At 69.8% G+C, this 14708-nt stretch carries 15 protein-coding genes and 1 pseudogene; 8 read left to right on the top strand and 8 right to left on the bottom strand.

What is annotated here, in order from left to right:
* Positions 1–54: 54 nt before the first annotated feature.
* Together ACZ3X1_RS09640 and ACZ3X1_RS09635 are read left to right on the top strand one after the other, a co-directional pair.
* The gene (locus ACZ3X1_RS09640) at positions 55–960 is read left to right on the top strand and encodes a LysR family transcriptional regulator (RefSeq protein ID WP_356811307.1); all 906 of its coding nucleotides are present in this window, start codon (positions 55–57) and stop codon (positions 958–960) included.
* Positions 961–1020: 60 nt separating this feature from the next.
* Positions 1021–1500 (top strand): NUDIX hydrolase, encoded by a 480-nt coding sequence (locus ACZ3X1_RS09635; protein ID WP_356811306.1) that lies wholly within the window; start codon positions 1021–1023, stop codon positions 1498–1500.
* A 57-nt stretch (positions 1501–1557) separates the two neighbouring features.
* Here the strand turns inward: ACZ3X1_RS09635 and ACZ3X1_RS09630 are convergent, their stop codons facing one another.
* Positions 1558–2973, bottom strand: a complete 1416-nt coding sequence (locus ACZ3X1_RS09630) for a globin domain-containing protein (protein WP_467278244.1) — start codon at positions 2971–2973, stop codon at positions 1558–1560.
* Entirely contained in the window at positions 2888–3538 is a 651-nt protein-coding gene (locus ACZ3X1_RS09625) for an HAD family hydrolase (protein ID WP_356811304.1), read from the bottom strand. The genes ACZ3X1_RS09630 and ACZ3X1_RS09625 overlap by 86 nt, the downstream gene beginning before the upstream one ends.
* A gap of 175 nt (positions 3539–3713) precedes the next feature.
* Here ACZ3X1_RS09625 and ACZ3X1_RS09620 point away from each other — a divergent pair, with 175 nt between their 5' ends.
* From ACZ3X1_RS09620 to ACZ3X1_RS09610, 3 genes and pseudogenes are all read left to right on the top strand, one after another.
* Entirely contained in the window at positions 3714–4607 is an 894-nt protein-coding gene (locus ACZ3X1_RS09620) for a GNAT family N-acetyltransferase (RefSeq protein ID WP_356811303.1), read from the top strand.
* A gap of 14 nt (positions 4608–4621) precedes the next feature.
* Positions 4622–5083 (top strand): GNAT family N-acetyltransferase, encoded by a 462-nt coding sequence (locus tag ACZ3X1_RS09615; RefSeq protein WP_467278239.1) that lies wholly within the window; start codon positions 4622–4624, stop codon positions 5081–5083.
* A 58-nt stretch (positions 5084–5141) separates the two neighbouring features.
* Positions 5142–6352, top strand: a pseudogene (locus ACZ3X1_RS09610) (winged helix DNA-binding domain-containing protein).
* Positions 6353–6367: 15 nt separating this feature from the next.
* On the opposite strand, the gene ACZ3X1_RS09605 reads toward ACZ3X1_RS09610, so the two are convergent.
* The gene (locus ACZ3X1_RS09605; RefSeq protein WP_467278237.1) at positions 6368–7753 is read right to left on the bottom strand and encodes a serine hydrolase domain-containing protein; all 1386 of its coding nucleotides are present in this window, start codon (positions 7751–7753) and stop codon (positions 6368–6370) included.
* A gap of 9 nt (positions 7754–7762) precedes the next feature.
* The gene (dnaB, locus tag ACZ3X1_RS09600) at positions 7763–9223 is read right to left on the bottom strand and encodes a replicative DNA helicase (RefSeq protein WP_356811328.1); all 1461 of its coding nucleotides are present in this window, start codon (positions 9221–9223) and stop codon (positions 7763–7765) included.
* A gap of 452 nt (positions 9224–9675) precedes the next feature.
* On the opposite strand from dnaB, the gene ACZ3X1_RS09595 reads away from it, so the two are divergent.
* The gene (locus ACZ3X1_RS09595; RefSeq protein WP_467278236.1) at positions 9676–11013 is read left to right on the top strand and encodes an MATE family efflux transporter; all 1338 of its coding nucleotides are present in this window, start codon (positions 9676–9678) and stop codon (positions 11011–11013) included.
* A 128-nt stretch (positions 11014–11141) separates the two neighbouring features.
* On the opposite strand, the gene rplI is transcribed toward ACZ3X1_RS09595, so the two are convergent.
* The 4 genes from rplI to rpsF all read right to left on the bottom strand — a co-directional run bounded on the left by rplI (position 11142) and on the right by rpsF (position 12842).
* Positions 11142–11588: a 50S ribosomal protein L9 gene (rplI, locus tag ACZ3X1_RS09590; RefSeq protein ID WP_356811298.1), complete on the bottom strand. Its 447-nt coding sequence runs from the start codon at positions 11586–11588 to the stop codon at positions 11142–11144.
* Between the two features lie 18 nt (positions 11589–11606).
* The gene (rpsR, locus tag ACZ3X1_RS09585) at positions 11607–11843 is read right to left on the bottom strand and encodes a 30S ribosomal protein S18 (RefSeq protein ID WP_005315025.1); all 237 of its coding nucleotides are present in this window, start codon (positions 11841–11843) and stop codon (positions 11607–11609) included.
* A 42-nt stretch (positions 11844–11885) separates the two neighbouring features.
* On the bottom strand, positions 11886–12479 hold the full coding sequence (locus ACZ3X1_RS09580) for a single-stranded DNA-binding protein (RefSeq protein ID WP_356811297.1): 594 nt from the start codon (positions 12477–12479) through the stop codon (positions 11886–11888).
* 72 nt (positions 12480–12551) lie between these two features.
* Positions 12552–12842 (bottom strand): 30S ribosomal protein S6, encoded by a 291-nt coding sequence (gene rpsF, locus ACZ3X1_RS09575; protein WP_004950685.1) that lies wholly within the window; start codon positions 12840–12842, stop codon positions 12552–12554.
* 249 nt (positions 12843–13091) lie between these two features.
* Here rpsF and ACZ3X1_RS09570 point away from each other — a divergent pair, with 249 nt between their 5' ends.
* Together ACZ3X1_RS09570 and ACZ3X1_RS09565 are read left to right on the top strand one after the other, a co-directional pair.
* Entirely contained in the window at positions 13092–13394 is a 303-nt protein-coding gene (locus tag ACZ3X1_RS09570; protein WP_356811296.1) for a hypothetical protein, read from the top strand.
* A 141-nt stretch (positions 13395–13535) separates the two neighbouring features.
* Positions 13536–14654 carry a lipid II:glycine glycyltransferase FemX gene (locus ACZ3X1_RS09565; RefSeq protein ID WP_030025757.1) on the top strand — a complete coding sequence of 373 codons (1119 nt, stop codon included), beginning with the start codon at positions 13536–13538 and terminating at the stop codon, positions 14652–14654.
* Positions 14655–14708 lie beyond the last annotated feature (54 nt).

Here is a 14708-nt window from a genome sequence, read left to right as displayed (position 1 = left end):
ACAGGGGCCTATCTGCATATTTATAGTTGTAGACCCCCACCGAGAGGTGTCGCGATGGATCTGGCCCTGCTGCGCACCTTCGTCGCGGTCCACCGGGCGGGCTCGTTCACGCGGGCCGCAGCCCTCCTCGGACTGTCCCAGCCCGCCGTGACCTCCCAGATCCGCACCCTGGAGCGGCAGTTGGGACGACCGCTCTTCCACCGCCGGGCCCGCGGTGTCACCCCCACCGCCGTCGGCGACGAACTCGCCCACAAGGCCGCTCCGCACCTCGACGCCCTGCTCCGGATCACCGAGGCCGAGCGGGAGGACGCGGGCGGGCTGCGCGCCCTCCACGTCGCCGGGCCACCCGAGTTCCTCTCCCTGCGCGTGCTCCCCGCCCTGGCACCCCTGGTCGGCCAGGGCCACACCCTGCGCGCCACCCTGCAGAGCGACTCCGGAACCGTCCTCGACGGGCTCGCAGCCGGCCACCACGACCTCGTCGTCACCACCGCCCACCCACGCGGCGGACCCTTCACCGCCACCGCACTGTGCGACGAGGAGCACGTCCTGGTCGCCGCCCCCTACTGGGCCGCACTCGTCGACACGGACCGGCTGCGGGACGACGGTCCCGGGGCTCTGGAAGGCATCCCGCTCGTCGAGGTCCACGAAACCCTGCCGCTCGTCACCCGGTACTGGAGCGCCGTCTTCGACGTCCTGCCGGCCGCCAGGTCCCTGGCCGCCACCGTGGTCGTACCCGACCTGCGCGCCGTCCTGGAATGCGTCCTCGCCGGCGCGGGGCTCGCGGTGCTGCCCCGGTACCTGTGCCAGGACGCGCTCGACAGCGGCCGGATCACGACCGTGGCGGAGCCTCCCGTACCACCGCTGCGCACCTGGTTCCTGGTCCTACGGGCCGGGAGCCCCGCTCTCGCCCACCTCGCCCGGGCCCGCGAGCGACTGCTGGACGCCGCCGTGCACTGGTGAGCCCCCTGTTTCCGGCCCGTGGCGCGTTTCAGAAGCGGAGTGGTGGGCCACTCTTCTCCCATGACCGAACGTCCCGTGGTCAAACGCACCGCCCGCGCGATCCTGCTCGACGGTGACGACCTGATCCTCATCAAACGCACCAAGCCCGGCGTCGACCCGTACTGGGTCACCCCCGGCGGGGGAGTGGAGTCCTCGGACGCCACCGTCGTCGATGCCCTCCACCGAGAGGTCCATGAAGAACTCGGCGCGAAGATCACCGATGTCGTGCCCTGTTTCGTCGACACCGTCGAGCACATCGCCGATGGCGGGGTGACCGGCGTGAAGGTGCAGCACTTCTTCGTCTGCCGCCTCGAATCGATGGACCCGAGCCTGCGGCACGGCCCCGAGGTCGACGAGCCCGCGGGCGAGTACGAGATCGTCCGCGTGCCCTTCAGCCGGGTGGGCATCGCAGCGGTCCATCTCGTCCCGTTGTCCCTACGTCACTATCTGGACGGCAACATCGAGGGCGTGCGCGCCATGCACGCGCCCGACCTGGGCTGAGGCCGTTCCGGGGCCGGCGGGCTGCCGCCGGTCCCGGACCGGCCGTACCCGCCGGTCTCACCCGGCGATGCCCACCAGTTCCTCGACCGCGTCGTGCCTGATCCGCTCGCCGGGAATGCCGATCCGCAGGAGCTCGTCCACCCCGCTGCGGATCATCGCGGGCGGTCCCGAGACGAATGCGTCGTACGAGCTCCACGGCCCGTGCTCCCCCACGGCGTGCGGCAGCTGTCCCGCCAACCCGTCGCCGACCACCGGCCGCACCGACAGCCACGGGTGCGAGCGCTGGAGCCCCAGCAGCGTGTCCTTGTCGTACAGGTCGCTGTCGCTGCGCGCCCCGAAGAACACCTCCACCGGCCGCCGCTCCCCGTGTCCGGCCACGTCCTCGATCAGCGCCTTGATCGGGGCGATGCCGGTCCCGCCCCCCAGGCACAGCATCCCGTTGTCCGTGGTGTGGTCGACCACCATCGACCCGGCCGGCGGCCCCAGACGCAGCACGTCCCCGGGGCGGGCATGGCGCACCAGCGCGTTGGAGACCCAGCCCGCGGGGACGGCCTTGACGTGGAAGGAGAGCAGTCCGTCCGCCCGGGGCGCCGAGGCGAAGGAGTAGTGCCGCCAGACCCGCGGCCACCACGGGGTCTCCACACTGGCGTACTGGCCGGCCAGGAAGGCGTAGGGCTGGTCGGGGCGGACGGTCAACACCGCGATGTCCGGGGTGCGCAGGTCGTGGGAGACCACCTCCGCGTGCCACCATGCGGGGGTCTTCATCTCGTCCGCGGCCGCCGCGTCGATCATGATCTGGGAGATCGCGGTGTACGCCCGAACCCACGCTGCCTGGGTCTCCGACCCCCAGCTCTGTGTCGCGAAGCGGGCCAGCGCCCCGACGAGGGCCTCCCCGATCACGGGGTAGTGGCCGGCCATGGTGCCGTACTTGCGGTGCGCGGTGCCCAGGCGGCAGAGGTAGGGGGCGAGTACTGCGGGATCGTCGATGTGCTCGGCGGCGGTCAGCAGTGCCTTCAGCAGTCGGTCCCGCTGCGTGTCCATGGCCGCCGGGAACATGTTTCGCACTTCCGGGTGCCCGGTGAAGACCAGGGCGTAGAAGTACGAGGTCACCTTGTCGGCGACCGGGGCGATCTCCGCGAGGGTCCGGCGGATGAGGACGGCATCCGGTGAAGGCTCGGCCGCACCGCCCTCGGCGGGTATCCGGGCCGCTTCGCGTCTGGCCGATCTGGTGGGCGGAGCGTCCATGCGGTGCCTCGCTTCGAGCATCTCGGTCGGTCTGCACACGCCACGGTCTACGAATCCGTGGTTCCGGGTTTCACAGCGTGCCAGCCGTCCCAGAGGCCTGCGGGGAAACGCGGAAAATCCGCGTTTCGAACCCACTTTCCTCCTAAGATGCGTCAACTCCCGGGCGTGCCACCGCCACGAGCTGGTATACCTCCCGCAGATCCCGCCCCTCGTAGACGTGGCTCGCACGCGCGGCCAGATGCGGTCTAGCGTTGACCGCCACCGAAACGGATACCACCTCGAAGAGGTGGATGTCGGTCGCCGAATCCCCGTACGCCACGCAGTCGGCGCGCGTCACGCCGAACTGCTCGCACAGGCGGTCGGCCACCATGACCTTGGCCTCGGGGGTCAGGATCCCGGCCGCTTCCACGGGTCGGGTGAACGGCACTTCCGGGAAGACCGACCCGTGGGCGGCGTGAGCGCCCCACTCCAGCAGCAGTTCCACGAAGAACGACGGGGACAGGGAGACCACCGCGCAGTACTCCCCGCGCTGCCTGATCTCCTGCCAGACGTCCCGGATTCCTGCGAGCCACGGCGCCCCGTCGAAAGCGGCCCTGACATGCTCAGGCGTCAACCCGGCCCACAAAGCGTGTGCCGCGACCGAGAACTGGTGCGGCCCGATCTCCCGCGCGGCGAAGGACCGCTCCAACTTTGCGATTTCGGCGCTCACCCCGAGCTGGCGGGAGATCTCCACCGGAGCCGCCGAGCCGTACATCAGCGTTCCGTCGAGGTCGAAGAGGTGCAGGCGCGTCATAGCCCCCGAGGCTAGTGGGTTGGTTTCACGTGAAACACCGTGTTTCACGTGAAACATCGCCCGGCGTTTCAACTGGCACGTCGTTCGGTGCGACCGTCCACTCACGCATGTTTCACGTGAAACATGCGTGCCAAATCCTCTGGACGACTCCCGATCCATGATCCAGTCTGGGCCGGTGACACCACCACACATCACCGATCTGCCGATCCGAGCGCTGACCGTGGACGATCTCCACCGCTGCGCCGACCTGTCCGAAGATCGTGGCTGGCTCCGCGAGGACCACAAGTGGGGACTGCTGCTCGCCGCCGGAAACGGCTTCGGCGTGGACGCCCCGGACGGCCGGGGTCTCGCCGCCGCCTGCATCGTCACCCGGTACGGCAGCACCTCCGCCGGCCCCGGACTCGCCGCCATCGGCATGGTTCTCGTGGCCGACCGCTACGCCCGACAGGGCATGGGACGCGCCTTGATGACACACGTCTGCAATGACGTGCTCAAGGGCATTCCCCTCACCCTGCACGCCACGCCCTATGGGCGCCCGCTCTACGAGGAGCTCGGGTTCAAGACCACGGGCCGCGCCGAGATGCTGGTGGGCGCCTTCCACGAGGACGGCACCTACGACGCTCACGGCACCACTCGGGTGCGGCCGGCGGTCGCCGATGACCTCCCCCGCATCCTGCGCCTGGACGTCGAGGTCTTCGGAGCCGACCGGACGCACATGATCACGCGGCTGCCGGCCTTCGCCGACCAGCTGCTCGTCTCCGAGGAGTACGGCGGAGACGGCACGCTCACGGGATACGCCGCAACCTGGCCCAATATGCACACCCAGGTCATCGGCCCACTCATCGCGCGCGACACCGACACCGCCAAGTCCTTGATCACCGCTCTCGCCAGGGGCACGGACCGTGTCCTGCGCACCGATGTCGACGTACGACACGAAGGACTGCTGGCGTGGCTCAAGGAACGAGGCCTGGAGTCCGTGGCCTTCAACGCCGTGATGGCCCGGGACATCCCCGACCTTCCCGGTGACTGGACCCGCCGCTGGGCGCCGCTGACCGTGGCCGCGGGCTGAGAGGAGCTCCCGTCGTGACCGACACTTCCGAACTGGCGATCCGGCCCGCCACCGAGGCCGATCTGCCCGCCATTGTCGCCATGCTGGCCGATGACCCGCTCGGCGCCACCCGCGAATCCCCGATGGACCTGACCCCGTACCGCACGGCGCTGGAGCGTCTCGTCGGTGATCCGAACCAGCACGTGGTCGTCGCGGTGCGGTCCGGCCGGGTCGTGGGCACCCTCCAGCTGACGATCATCCCCGGCCTCTCCCGCAAGGGCGCCACACGCTCCATCATCGAGGGCGTCCGCGTCCACGCGGACGAGCGCGGCAGCGGACTGGGCACCCGGTTCATCGAGTGGGCGATCGAGAAGTCCCGTGCCGAGAACTGCACGCTCGTCCAGCTGACGTCGGACATGACCCGGACCGACGCCCACCGCTTCTACGAACGGCTCGGGTTCACCGCGTCGCACGTCGGATTCAAGCTCCAGCTCTGACCTGCCACGTGGGCCGGGCCTGGCCGCTGTGTCGGCGGCCCGGCCTACGATCGGGAGGATGAGCGCCAGTCTCCCCCTCATCAGCACCACCGAGCGCCGCAGCCGGCTCGGCCGACGCCACCGGCTCGCTCCATCAGCCCGCGCCACGACGGTCGCGGAGGCGGCGGACTCCGTCGTCGCCCTGCACGCCACCGACGCCGCGACCGTCTTCCTCTCCGCGCGGGCCCGGCTCGCCGAGGGCGGCCCCGAGATGGTCGAGCAGGCGCTCTACGACGACGTCCGGGTCGTGCGGCTGCTCAGCATGCGCAACACCCTCTTCGCGGTGTCGACGCAACTCGCCCCCTGTGTCGACGCGTCGACCGCCCGTGCCATCGCCGTCAAGGAGCGCCGTACCTTCCTCAAGCACCTGGGCGGCCGCGGCGTCGGCCGTTCCCCGACGCCCGGCGCGAGGACGGGCAGGGACTCGACGCCGCGTGGCTGGCCCGGGCAGAGGCGGCCGCGCTGGACACCCTCGACACCCGCGGTCCCCTCACCGGCAGTCAGCTGTCCGCCGCCGTACCCGCCCTGCGCCAGAAGATCACCCTCAGCCGGGGCAAGAAGTACGAGACGGAGCAGGGGGTCGCCACCCGGGTCATCCGCCTGCTGGCCGCCGACGGCAGGATCCGCCGGGACCGGCCGCGGGGATCGTGGACCTCCAGCCAGTTCCGCTGGGTACACACCGCGCCCTGGCCCGCCGTACCGGCCGCCGAGGCCCGCGCGGAGATCGCCCGACTGTGGCTGCACGCGTACGGCCCGGCCACCGAGGCCGATCTCAAGTGGTGGACCGGCTGGACCCTCACGGACGTCCGCAAGGCCCTGACAGCCGTCGGCCCCGACCGGGTACGCCTCGACGACGGCAGCACGGCTCTCGTCAGCCCCGGAGACACCGCGCCCGAGCCGGCCCCCGAGCCCTGGGCGGCGCTACTGCCCGCGCTCGACCCCACCGGTATGGGCTGGGCCGACCGGGGGTTCCACCTCGATGCCGCCCACCGGTCCGCCCTCTTCGACTACGCGGGCAACATCGGGCCCACCGTGTGGTGGAACGGCGAGATCGTCGGCGGCTGGGCCCAGCGTCCGGACGGCGAGATCGTCTGGCGGCTGCTGTGCGCCCCCGGCCGCACCGCCGAGAAGGCGATCACCGCCGAGGCCTCCCGCCTGTCCGCCTGGGTGGGCGACGCCCGCGTCACCCCGCGCTTCCGCACGCCGCTGGAGCGTGAGCTCGTCGCCTGAGGCCGGCCCTGGCCGTCAGCCGATGCCCCGCCAGCCCTGCGGGTCGACCCCGCCTGGGATCGGGGCGCCGGCGTCGTACGGCTCCCTCGTGAACACGAAGGACGCCAGATCGAGGTGGCTCACCGAGCCGTCCTCACGGCGCACCGCCCGGAGCGTCTCGCCGGCGTAGTACCCGGACAGCCCGGTCCAGCTGCCGTCGGCCTCGGCCCGGAACCGGGCCGCACGGCCGGTCCCGCCGACCGGCGCCAGCTCGAGCGAGCCGTCCGCGATCAGCCGAACCACCTGGGCCGAAGTCCCCCAGTACCAAGGGCCGCACACGTCGAGAGGCACCTGATCCGCTTCCTGGAACGGCCGCCACGGCCGCGGGAACGGGGGCTCGGCATCCGCAACGATTCCGACGAGATCGGCGGCTACGCCCGCCGCCGGCAGACCCGAGGTGCAATTGGCCAGGACCACCGCTGCCACGTCGTCCGTCTCGCTCAACCACAGCCCCGCGACGAACCCGGGCAGCGAGCCGCTGTGGCCCACCAACCGGCGCCCGCCGTGGGCCATCGACTGCATCCCCAAGCCGTAGCCGAGGTCGGCAGATCCGGGCTCGGGCGGCGCGGTCGGCCGCCGCATCTCCCGTACGGACTCCGCACTCAGGACCCGCTCGTCACCGCGCAGCAGGAAGTCGGCGAACCGTGCGAGGTCCCGGGTCGTGGACCACAGCTGACCGGCCGCGGCCATCAGCCCCAGGTCTTCCAGCGGCTCGGGCATCATCACGTCGGCCCACGGATGGACCGCCCAGCCACCCGCGTGCGGGGCCTGCGGCAGTCCGCTCGTACGGTCCAGGCCCAGGGGTTCCAGCACCTCGGCCCGCAGGGCCTCCTCCCAGGGCCGTCCGCGCAGCGCCTCCACCAGCGAACCCAGCAGGGTGTACCCGGGGTTGGAGTAGTGGTGCCTACTGCCCGGCGTGAACCTGAAGGGCTCCTCACCCAGCACGTCGGAGAGTTCGGGCCGCTGCGCGCCGGGGGTGCGCTCCCACCACTCGCCGGGGGTCTCCGCGGCCAGCCCGCCGGTGTGGGCGAGCAGTTGGGCGATGGTCACCTGGCCGGCGGCGGTACCCGGGAGGTGCTTCTCCAGCGGGTCCTCGAGCCTCAGCAGCCCTTCGTCCCGCAGGCGCATGACGAGGACGGCGGTGAAGGTCTTGCTGATCGACCCGATCCGGTACTGGACGTTCCCGTCCGGGCCGTGCCCCTCGACGGAGGTCCGGGATCCCTCCCAGACCACCTCCCCGCCGCGGAGTACGGCGGCCACGACCGACGGCGCTCGGCCCGTGCTCTGCGCGACGGCGATCCGGTGTCTCAGCGCGCGCCGGGTGGCGGGCAGCAGTTCGAAGTCCTCGGCAAGCTCATCCATGATCGGATGCTATGTGTTGGCCATGTCCACGAAGCGCGAATAGTGGCCCTGGAAGGCCACGGTGATCGTCGCGGTGGGGCCGTTACGGTGCTTGGCCACGATCAGGTCGGCCTCACCGGCGCGAGGGGACTCCTTCTCATAGGCGTCCTCGCGGTGCAGCAGGATCACCATGTCGGCGTCCTGCTCGATCGAGCCGGACTCACGCAGGTCGGAGACCATCGGCTTCTTGTCGGTCCGCTGCTCCGGACCACGGTTCAGCTGCGAGAGCGCGATCACCGGGACTTCGAGCTCCTTCGCCAGCAGCTTGAGGTTTCGGGACATGTCCGAGACCTCCTGCTGACGGCTCTCGGGACGGCGCGAGCCGCCCGACTGCATCAGCTGGAGGTAGTCGATGACCACGAGCGAGAGGTCGTTGCGCTGCTTGAGCCGGCGGCACTTGGCCCGGATCTCCATCATCGACAGGTTGGGGGAATCGTCGATGTAGAGGGGGGCGGCGGAGACGTCCGGCATCCGACGGGCCAGCCGGGTCCAGTCGTCGTCAGTCATCGTGCCCGAACGCATGTGGTGCAGCGCCACCCTGGCCTCCGCCGACAACAGGCGCATGGCGATCTCGTTGCGACCCATTTCGAGGGAGAAGATCACGCTGGGCAGGTTGCTCTTGATGGAACAGGCTCGGGCGAAGTCCAGCGCGAGCGTGGACTTACCCATGGCCGGACGGGCGGCGATGACGATCATCTGCCCCGGGTGCAGGCCGTTGGTCAGGGAGTCCAGGTCGGTGAAGCCGGTGGGGACACCCGACATCTGCCCGCTGCGCGAGCCGATGGCCTCGATCTCGTCGAGGGCGCCCTCCATGATGTCGCCCAGCGGCAGGTAGTCCTCGGAGGTCCGCTGCTCCGTGACGGCGTAGATCTCGGCCTGGGCGCTGTTGACGATCTCGTCGACGTCGCCGTCGGCCGCGTATCCCATCTGCGTGATCTTCGTACCTGCGGCGACCAGGCGGCGCAGGACGGCCCTCTCGTGGACGATCTCCGCGTAGTACTCCGCGTTCGCCGCCGTCGGCACGGACTGGACCAGCGTGTGCAGGTACGAGGCCCCGCCGACCTTGCTGATCTCGCCGCGTCGCGTCAGCTCGGCGCCGACGGTGATCGGGTCGGCCGGCTCGCCCTTGGCGTACAGATCGAGGATGGCCTGGTAGATCGTCTCGTGCGACGGCCGGTAGAAGTCGTGGCCCTTGATGACCTCGACGACATCGGCGATGGCGTCCTTGGAGAGCAGCATGCCGCCGAGCACCGACTGCTCGGCATCGAGGTCCTGCGGAGGAACGCGCTCGAAGCCGCCGCCCCCGTCCCAGGAGCCGCCCTCGCGACCCCGGTCGTGCTGCTCGTCGCCGCGGCCCCGGCCCTCGCCGTTACGGCGCGGACGGGCGGGCAGACGGTCACTCGGACCGCTGTCGGCCCAGGGGTCGTCCATGGGCTCGGGCATGCTCACCGGGCCGCCTCCTCCCGTCCGCAACGCGGACCTCGCCGTGCGGCTCTTTCTACGACACGGCTCTGACATTTGGGGCACCCGAATCGGCTCTCGGCGAGTCGGGCAACGCCCCACGGTAGGGCCGGGAGCGGCGTCAGCCAATCTTGTTATCCACAGGCCCTGTGGATGAGATGTGGATGACGGCGCCAATGCTGTGGGTAACTCCCCGGAAGCTGTGCACGGACCGGGGGACGACGCTGTGGACAAAATCACCCGAGACCCCCCACCACCCCATCTGACCTGCGGTTTCCTCGTCCACCGACGGTGGGCGCGAAAATTGTTCGGCGCGCTCTCGAGAACGCCTCCAACGAGGCGTGGAGAACCCGCAAGTCAGCGCGTCGGTAAGGCGCCAGGTATGGTTGCATCCATTACCTGTGGAAGATTGGACGGGGCGCATGACACAGGCCCTCACAGCACCCGCGGCGGGGCCGAGACGGCACGACCGAGAGATCTTCACTCTCGCTGTTCCCGCCTTCGGCGCCCTCGTCGCCGAGCCCCTCTTCGTGATGGCCGACAGCGCCATCGTGGGACACCTCGGGACCCCGCAGCTGGCCGGCCTCGGCATCGCCGCCGCCCTGCTCACCACTGCCGTAAGCGTCTTCGTCTTCCTCGCCTACGCCACCACCGCGGCTGTCGCCCGCCGGGTCGGCGCAGGAGACCTGCCGGCCGCCATCCGGCAGGGCATGGACGGAATCTGGCTGGCCCTGCTGCTCGGCGTGGCCGTCATCGCCGTGGTGCTGCCCGCCGCACCCTCGCTGATCTCCCTCTTCGGCGCCTCCGACAGCGTCGCCCCGCACGCGATCACCTATCTGCGCATCTCCGCCCTCGGCATCCCAGCGATGCTCGTGGTCTTGGCGGCCACCGGCGTAATCCGGGGCCTCCAGGACACCCGTACACCGCTCTACGTCGCGATCGGCGGCTTCGCCCTCAACGCGGGCCTGAACGTCGCGCTCGTCTACGGTGCGGGCCTCGGCATCGCCGGCTCCGCCTGGGGCACGGTCCTCGCGCAGTGCGCCATGGCCGCCGCCTACCTCTCCGTGGTCGTGCGCGGGGCCCGACGGCACGGCGCCTCCCTGCGTCCCGATACCGCCGGGATACGCGCCTGTGCCCGGGCCGGGGGTCCGTTGCTGGTCCGCACCCTGTCCCTGCGCGCCATTCTGATGATCGCGACCGCCGTGGCCGCCCGGCTCGGCGACGCCGACATCGCGGCCCACCAGATCCTGCTCTCCCTGTGGAGCCTGCTCGCCTTCGCTCTGGACGCCATCGCGATCGCCGGGCAGGCGATCATCGGCCGCTACCTGGGCTCGGGCGACACGGACGGCGCGAAGGCCGTCTGCCGCAGGATGGTGCGGTGGGGCATCACGACGGGCATCGCGCTCGGCCTGTTGGTGGTCCTGGCCCGCCCGGTCTTCATCCCGCTGTTCACGAGCGACCCGGCTGTCGAGAACGCCCTGCTGCCCGCCCTGCTCGTGGTGGCTCTCTCCCAGCCCGTGTCCGGCATCGTCTTCGTACTGGACGGGGTCCTCATGGGCGCGGGCGACGGCCGCTACCTCGCCAGGGCCATGCTCGTGACGCTTGCCGCCTTCAGCCCGGTCGCCCTGCTCGTCCCGGCCCTGGGCGGCGGGCTGACGATGCTCTGGTGGGCCATGACCCTGATGATGCTGGTCCGGATGGTCACCCTTCAGCTGCGTGCCCGTTCCGGCCGATGGGCGATCGCGGGAGCCACCCGGTAGGTGTTTCACGTGAAACATGCCTCGGTGCCGGGGTGTTTCACGTGAAACACCCCGGCGCCCCTGCCCGGAAAGCCCGGGAAACGGCGAAGGGCCGCACCCCATCGGGTGCGGCCCTTCACGTGCAGCCCTTAGGCGGCGACGACCTCGACGCCCACGTTCGCGGCCACGTCGGCGTGCAGACGCACGGAGACCTGGTACGAACCGAGGGTCTTGATCGGGGAGCCCAGCTCAACGCGGCGCTTGTCGACCTTCGGGCCACCGGAAGCCTCGATCGCCGTGGCGATGTCGGCCGGGGTCACGGAGCCGAAGAGACGACCGGCGTCACCCGCGCGGGTGGCCAGACGGACCTTCACACCCTCGAGCTTGGCCTTGACCTCGTTGGCCTGCTCGATGGTCGCAATCTCGTGGATCTTGCGGGCGCGGCGGATCTGCGCCACGTCCTTCTCGCCACCCTTGGTCCAGCGGATCGCGAAACCACGCGGGACCAGGTAGTTGCGAGCGTAACCGTCCTTGACGTCGACGACATCGCCGGCGGCACCGAGGCCAGAGACCTCGTGGGTCAGGATGATCTTCATTAGTCGGTCACCCTTTCCTTATCGCGCGGTGGACGTGTAGGGCAGCAGCGCCATCTCACGGCTGTTCTTCACGGCCGTGGCGACGTCACGCTGGTGCTGCGTGCAGTTGCCGGTTACGCGGCGGGCACGGATCTTGCCACGGTCGGAAATGAACTTCCGCAGCATGTTCGTGTCCTTGTAGTCCACGTACGCGGTCTTGTCCTTGCAGAACGCGCAGACCTTCTTCTTAGGCTTGCGCACAGGCGGCTTCGCCATTGTGTCTCTCCTGTGTGATCAAGAAGTTTGGATGGAGCTGCCCTAGAAGGGCGGCTCGTCCGAGTAGCCACCGCCGGAGCCGCTGGAGCTTCCGCCCCAACCGCCCCCGCCGCCGCCCTGCTGCTGGCCACCGGCCGGCGCGCTGGACGCCCACGGGTCGTCGGAGGGAGCTCCGCCGCCCTGCTGGCCGCCGCCGCTGGGGGCTCCGCCCCAGCCACCGCCGCCACCCTGCTGCTGACCGCCGCCGCCGTATCCGCCCTGGCCACCGCGACCGGTGGTCTTGGTGACCTTGGCCGTGGCGTTCTTCAGGCTGGGGCCGACTTCCTCGACGTCCAGCTCGTAGACCGTGCGCTTGACACCCTCACGGTCCTCGTACGACCGCTGCCTCAGTCGGCCCTGCACGATGACGCGCATGCCTCGCTGGAGGGACTCGGCGACGTTCTCCGCCGCCTGCCGCCACACCGAGCAGGTCAGGAACAGGCTTTCGCCGTCCTTCCACTCATTGGTCTGACGGTCGAAGGTGCGGGGGGTGGACGCGACACGGAACTTCGCGACCGCCGCACCCGAGGGGGTGAAGCGCAGCTCGGGGTCGTCGACGAGATTGCCGACGACCGTGATGACGGTCTCGCCTGCCATGGATGAACCTCTCGGCGGGGATTGCTGCTGGGCTGCTGTGCTACTCGATCCCGATTACCGCTGAACCGAAGTTCAGTGGGTCTCGGGGCGAAGGACCTTGGTCCGGAGAACCGACTCGTTCAGGTTCATCTGTCGGTCAAGCTCCTTGACGACCGCAGGCTCGGCCTGGAGGTCGATGACCGAGTAGATGCCCTCGGGCTTCTTCTTGATCTCGTAAGCGAGACGACGACGGCCCCAGGTGTCGACCTTCTCGACCTTTCCGTTGCCCTCACGGACGACGGAGAGGAAGTTCTCGATCAGCGGGGAGACAGCGCGCTCCTCGAGATCGGGGTCGAGGATGACCATCACTTCGTAGTGACGCATGTGGAACCCACCTCCTTTGGACTCAGCGGCCACGGTCGTTCCGTGGCAGGAGGGTCGTGATGCGTGAGCACGGCGTCCCAAGAGCAGACACCGCGCAGCTGTACAGACTACCTGCTCGCGTCCTTCCGGTTGAAATCCGGCAGGAGAGGGCCACAATCTGTATCCATCGGGTGTGCTCGGTGCTATGCCCCGGCCCCCTGCCGGAGGCAGCCCGCAGCACCGCCAGCTTCAGCCAGGAGGTGCCTTCCGATGGCACAGGCAATGCGGCCCCCTCAGATCTCCCTGCTCTCCACCGACGGAAAGCCCCACCCGCTGCAGGACGCCCTGATGGCGGTCACTCTGACCCTCGGCGCCGTGGCGTTCATCACGGCCTTCTTCCACAGCCTCCACCTGATCAGCTCGTGGGCCGGGCTGATCGGAATCCTGACGGGCGCGTACGGACAGTTCGTCTCCGTCACGACACGCGAGCGCTTCGCGCTGATCATCGGCCTTGGCGCGTCTGCCATCGGCTTCTACCTCGGCATGTTCCACGGCGGCCTCTTCGGGGGCTGACGGGGCTGCCCGGGACACCTCCTCGGCAGGGCGCCGGCCACACTCCGGCCCGGACCCACGGCCCGTCCCCCAGAAGGGTGGCGCCCCTGTCGCAGTAGGCTTCGCGCCATAGCCAGCGAAGCCGCCGAGGAGACGCCCCGCATGAGCCTGTCCCTGAGGACCATCAGCCGAGAGCAGCATCTGGGTTACCTCCAGAGCCTGCCCTCGGCGAGCCACTGCCAGGTCCCGGCGTGGGCCGACGTGAAGAACGAGTGGCGTTCCGAGAACCTCGGTTGGTTCAACGAGTCCGAGGAACTCGTCGGAGCGGCACTCGTGTTGTACCGGCAGCTGCCCAAGGTGAAGCGCTACCTCGCGTACCTCCCCGAGGGGCCGGTCATCAACTGGTACGCCCCGAACCTGGAGGAGTGGCTCCAGCCGATGCTGGCCCACCTCAAGCAGCAGGGCGCCTTCACCGTGAAGATGGGCCCGCCCGTCGTCATCCGCCGCTGGAACTCGGCCGCCATCAAGGCCGGCATCCAGGACCCGAACGTGAAGCGTCTGCGCGACGTGGAGGCCTCGGTCATCGAGCCGCGCGCCTTCGAGGTCTCCGACAAGCTGCGCCGCATGGGCTGGCAGCAGGCGGAGGACGGCGGCGCCGGCTTCGGCGACGTCCAGCCCCGCTACGTCTTCCAGGTCCCGCTCGCCAACCGCTCGCTGGACGATGTCCTCAAGGGCTTCAACCAGCTGTGGCGCCGCAACATCAAGAAGGCGGAGAAGGCCGGCGTCGAGGTCGTCCAGGGCGGCTACGACGACCTGCCGACCTGGCAGCACCTCTACGAGATCACCGCCGAGCGCGACAAGTTCCGCCCGCGCCCCCTCAGCTACTTCCAGCGCCAGTGGACGGCCCTCAACTCCGAGGACCCCAACCGGATGCGCCTCTACATCGCCACGCACGAGGGCGAGCCGCTGGCCGCCGCGACGATGCTCACCGTCGGCCAGCACGTCTGGTACTCCTACGGCGCCTCCGCCAACCACAAGCGCGAGGTCCGGCCTTCGAACGCGATGCAGTGGCGCATGCTGCGCGACGCGTACGCACTCGGTGCGAGCGTCTACGACCTGCGCGGAATTTCTGACACGCTGGACGAGAACGACCACCTGTTCGGTTTGATCCAGTTCAAGGTCGGTACGGGCGGCGAAGCCGTCGAGTACGTCGGCGAATGGGACTTCCCGCTGAACAAGGTGCTGCACAAGGCGCTCGACATCTACATGTCGCGGCGCTGACCCGGATCCACCCGCTTTCCCCCACACAGTCCCGCTGCACCGCGCAGCTTCCCA

This window comes from Streptomyces sp. NPDC023541 (assembly GCF_055559995.1).
This window is presented reverse-complemented; position numbering and strand designations above follow the sequence as displayed.

What these genes read in the sequence shown, in the direction of transcription:
- ACZ3X1_RS09640 (WP_356811307.1), top strand. Translation starts at nt 55, where the DNA reads ATGGATCTGGCCCTGCTGCGCACCTTCGTCGCGGTCCACCGGGCGGGC.
- ACZ3X1_RS09635 (WP_356811306.1), top strand. Translation starts at nt 1,021, where the DNA reads ATGACCGAACGTCCCGTGGTCAAACGCACCGCCCGCGCGATCCTGCTC.
- ACZ3X1_RS09625 (WP_356811304.1), bottom strand. Translation starts at nt 3,538, where the DNA reads ATGACGCGCCTGCACCTCTTCGACCTCGACGGAACGCTGATGTACGGC.
- ACZ3X1_RS09605 (WP_467278237.1), bottom strand. Translation starts at nt 7,753, where the DNA reads ATGGATGAGCTTGCCGAGGACTTCGAACTGCTGCCCGCCACCCGGCGC.
- dnaB (WP_356811328.1), bottom strand. Translation starts at nt 9,223, where the DNA reads ATGGACGACCCCTGGGCCGACAGCGGTCCGAGTGACCGTCTGCCCGCC.
- ACZ3X1_RS09595 (WP_467278236.1), top strand. Translation starts at nt 9,676, where the DNA reads ATGACACAGGCCCTCACAGCACCCGCGGCGGGGCCGAGACGGCACGAC.
- rplI (WP_356811298.1), bottom strand. Translation starts at nt 11,588, where the DNA reads ATGAAGATCATCCTGACCCACGAGGTCTCTGGCCTCGGTGCCGCCGGC.
- rpsR (WP_005315025.1), bottom strand. Translation starts at nt 11,843, where the DNA reads ATGGCGAAGCCGCCTGTGCGCAAGCCTAAGAAGAAGGTCTGCGCGTTC.
- ACZ3X1_RS09580 (WP_356811297.1), bottom strand. Translation starts at nt 12,479, where the DNA reads ATGGCAGGCGAGACCGTCATCACGGTCGTCGGCAATCTCGTCGACGAC.
- rpsF (WP_004950685.1), bottom strand. Translation starts at nt 12,842, where the DNA reads ATGCGTCACTACGAAGTGATGGTCATCCTCGACCCCGATCTCGAGGAG.
- ACZ3X1_RS09570 (WP_356811296.1), top strand. Translation starts at nt 13,092, where the DNA reads ATGGCACAGGCAATGCGGCCCCCTCAGATCTCCCTGCTCTCCACCGAC.
- ACZ3X1_RS09565 (WP_030025757.1), top strand. Translation starts at nt 13,536, where the DNA reads ATGAGCCTGTCCCTGAGGACCATCAGCCGAGAGCAGCATCTGGGTTAC.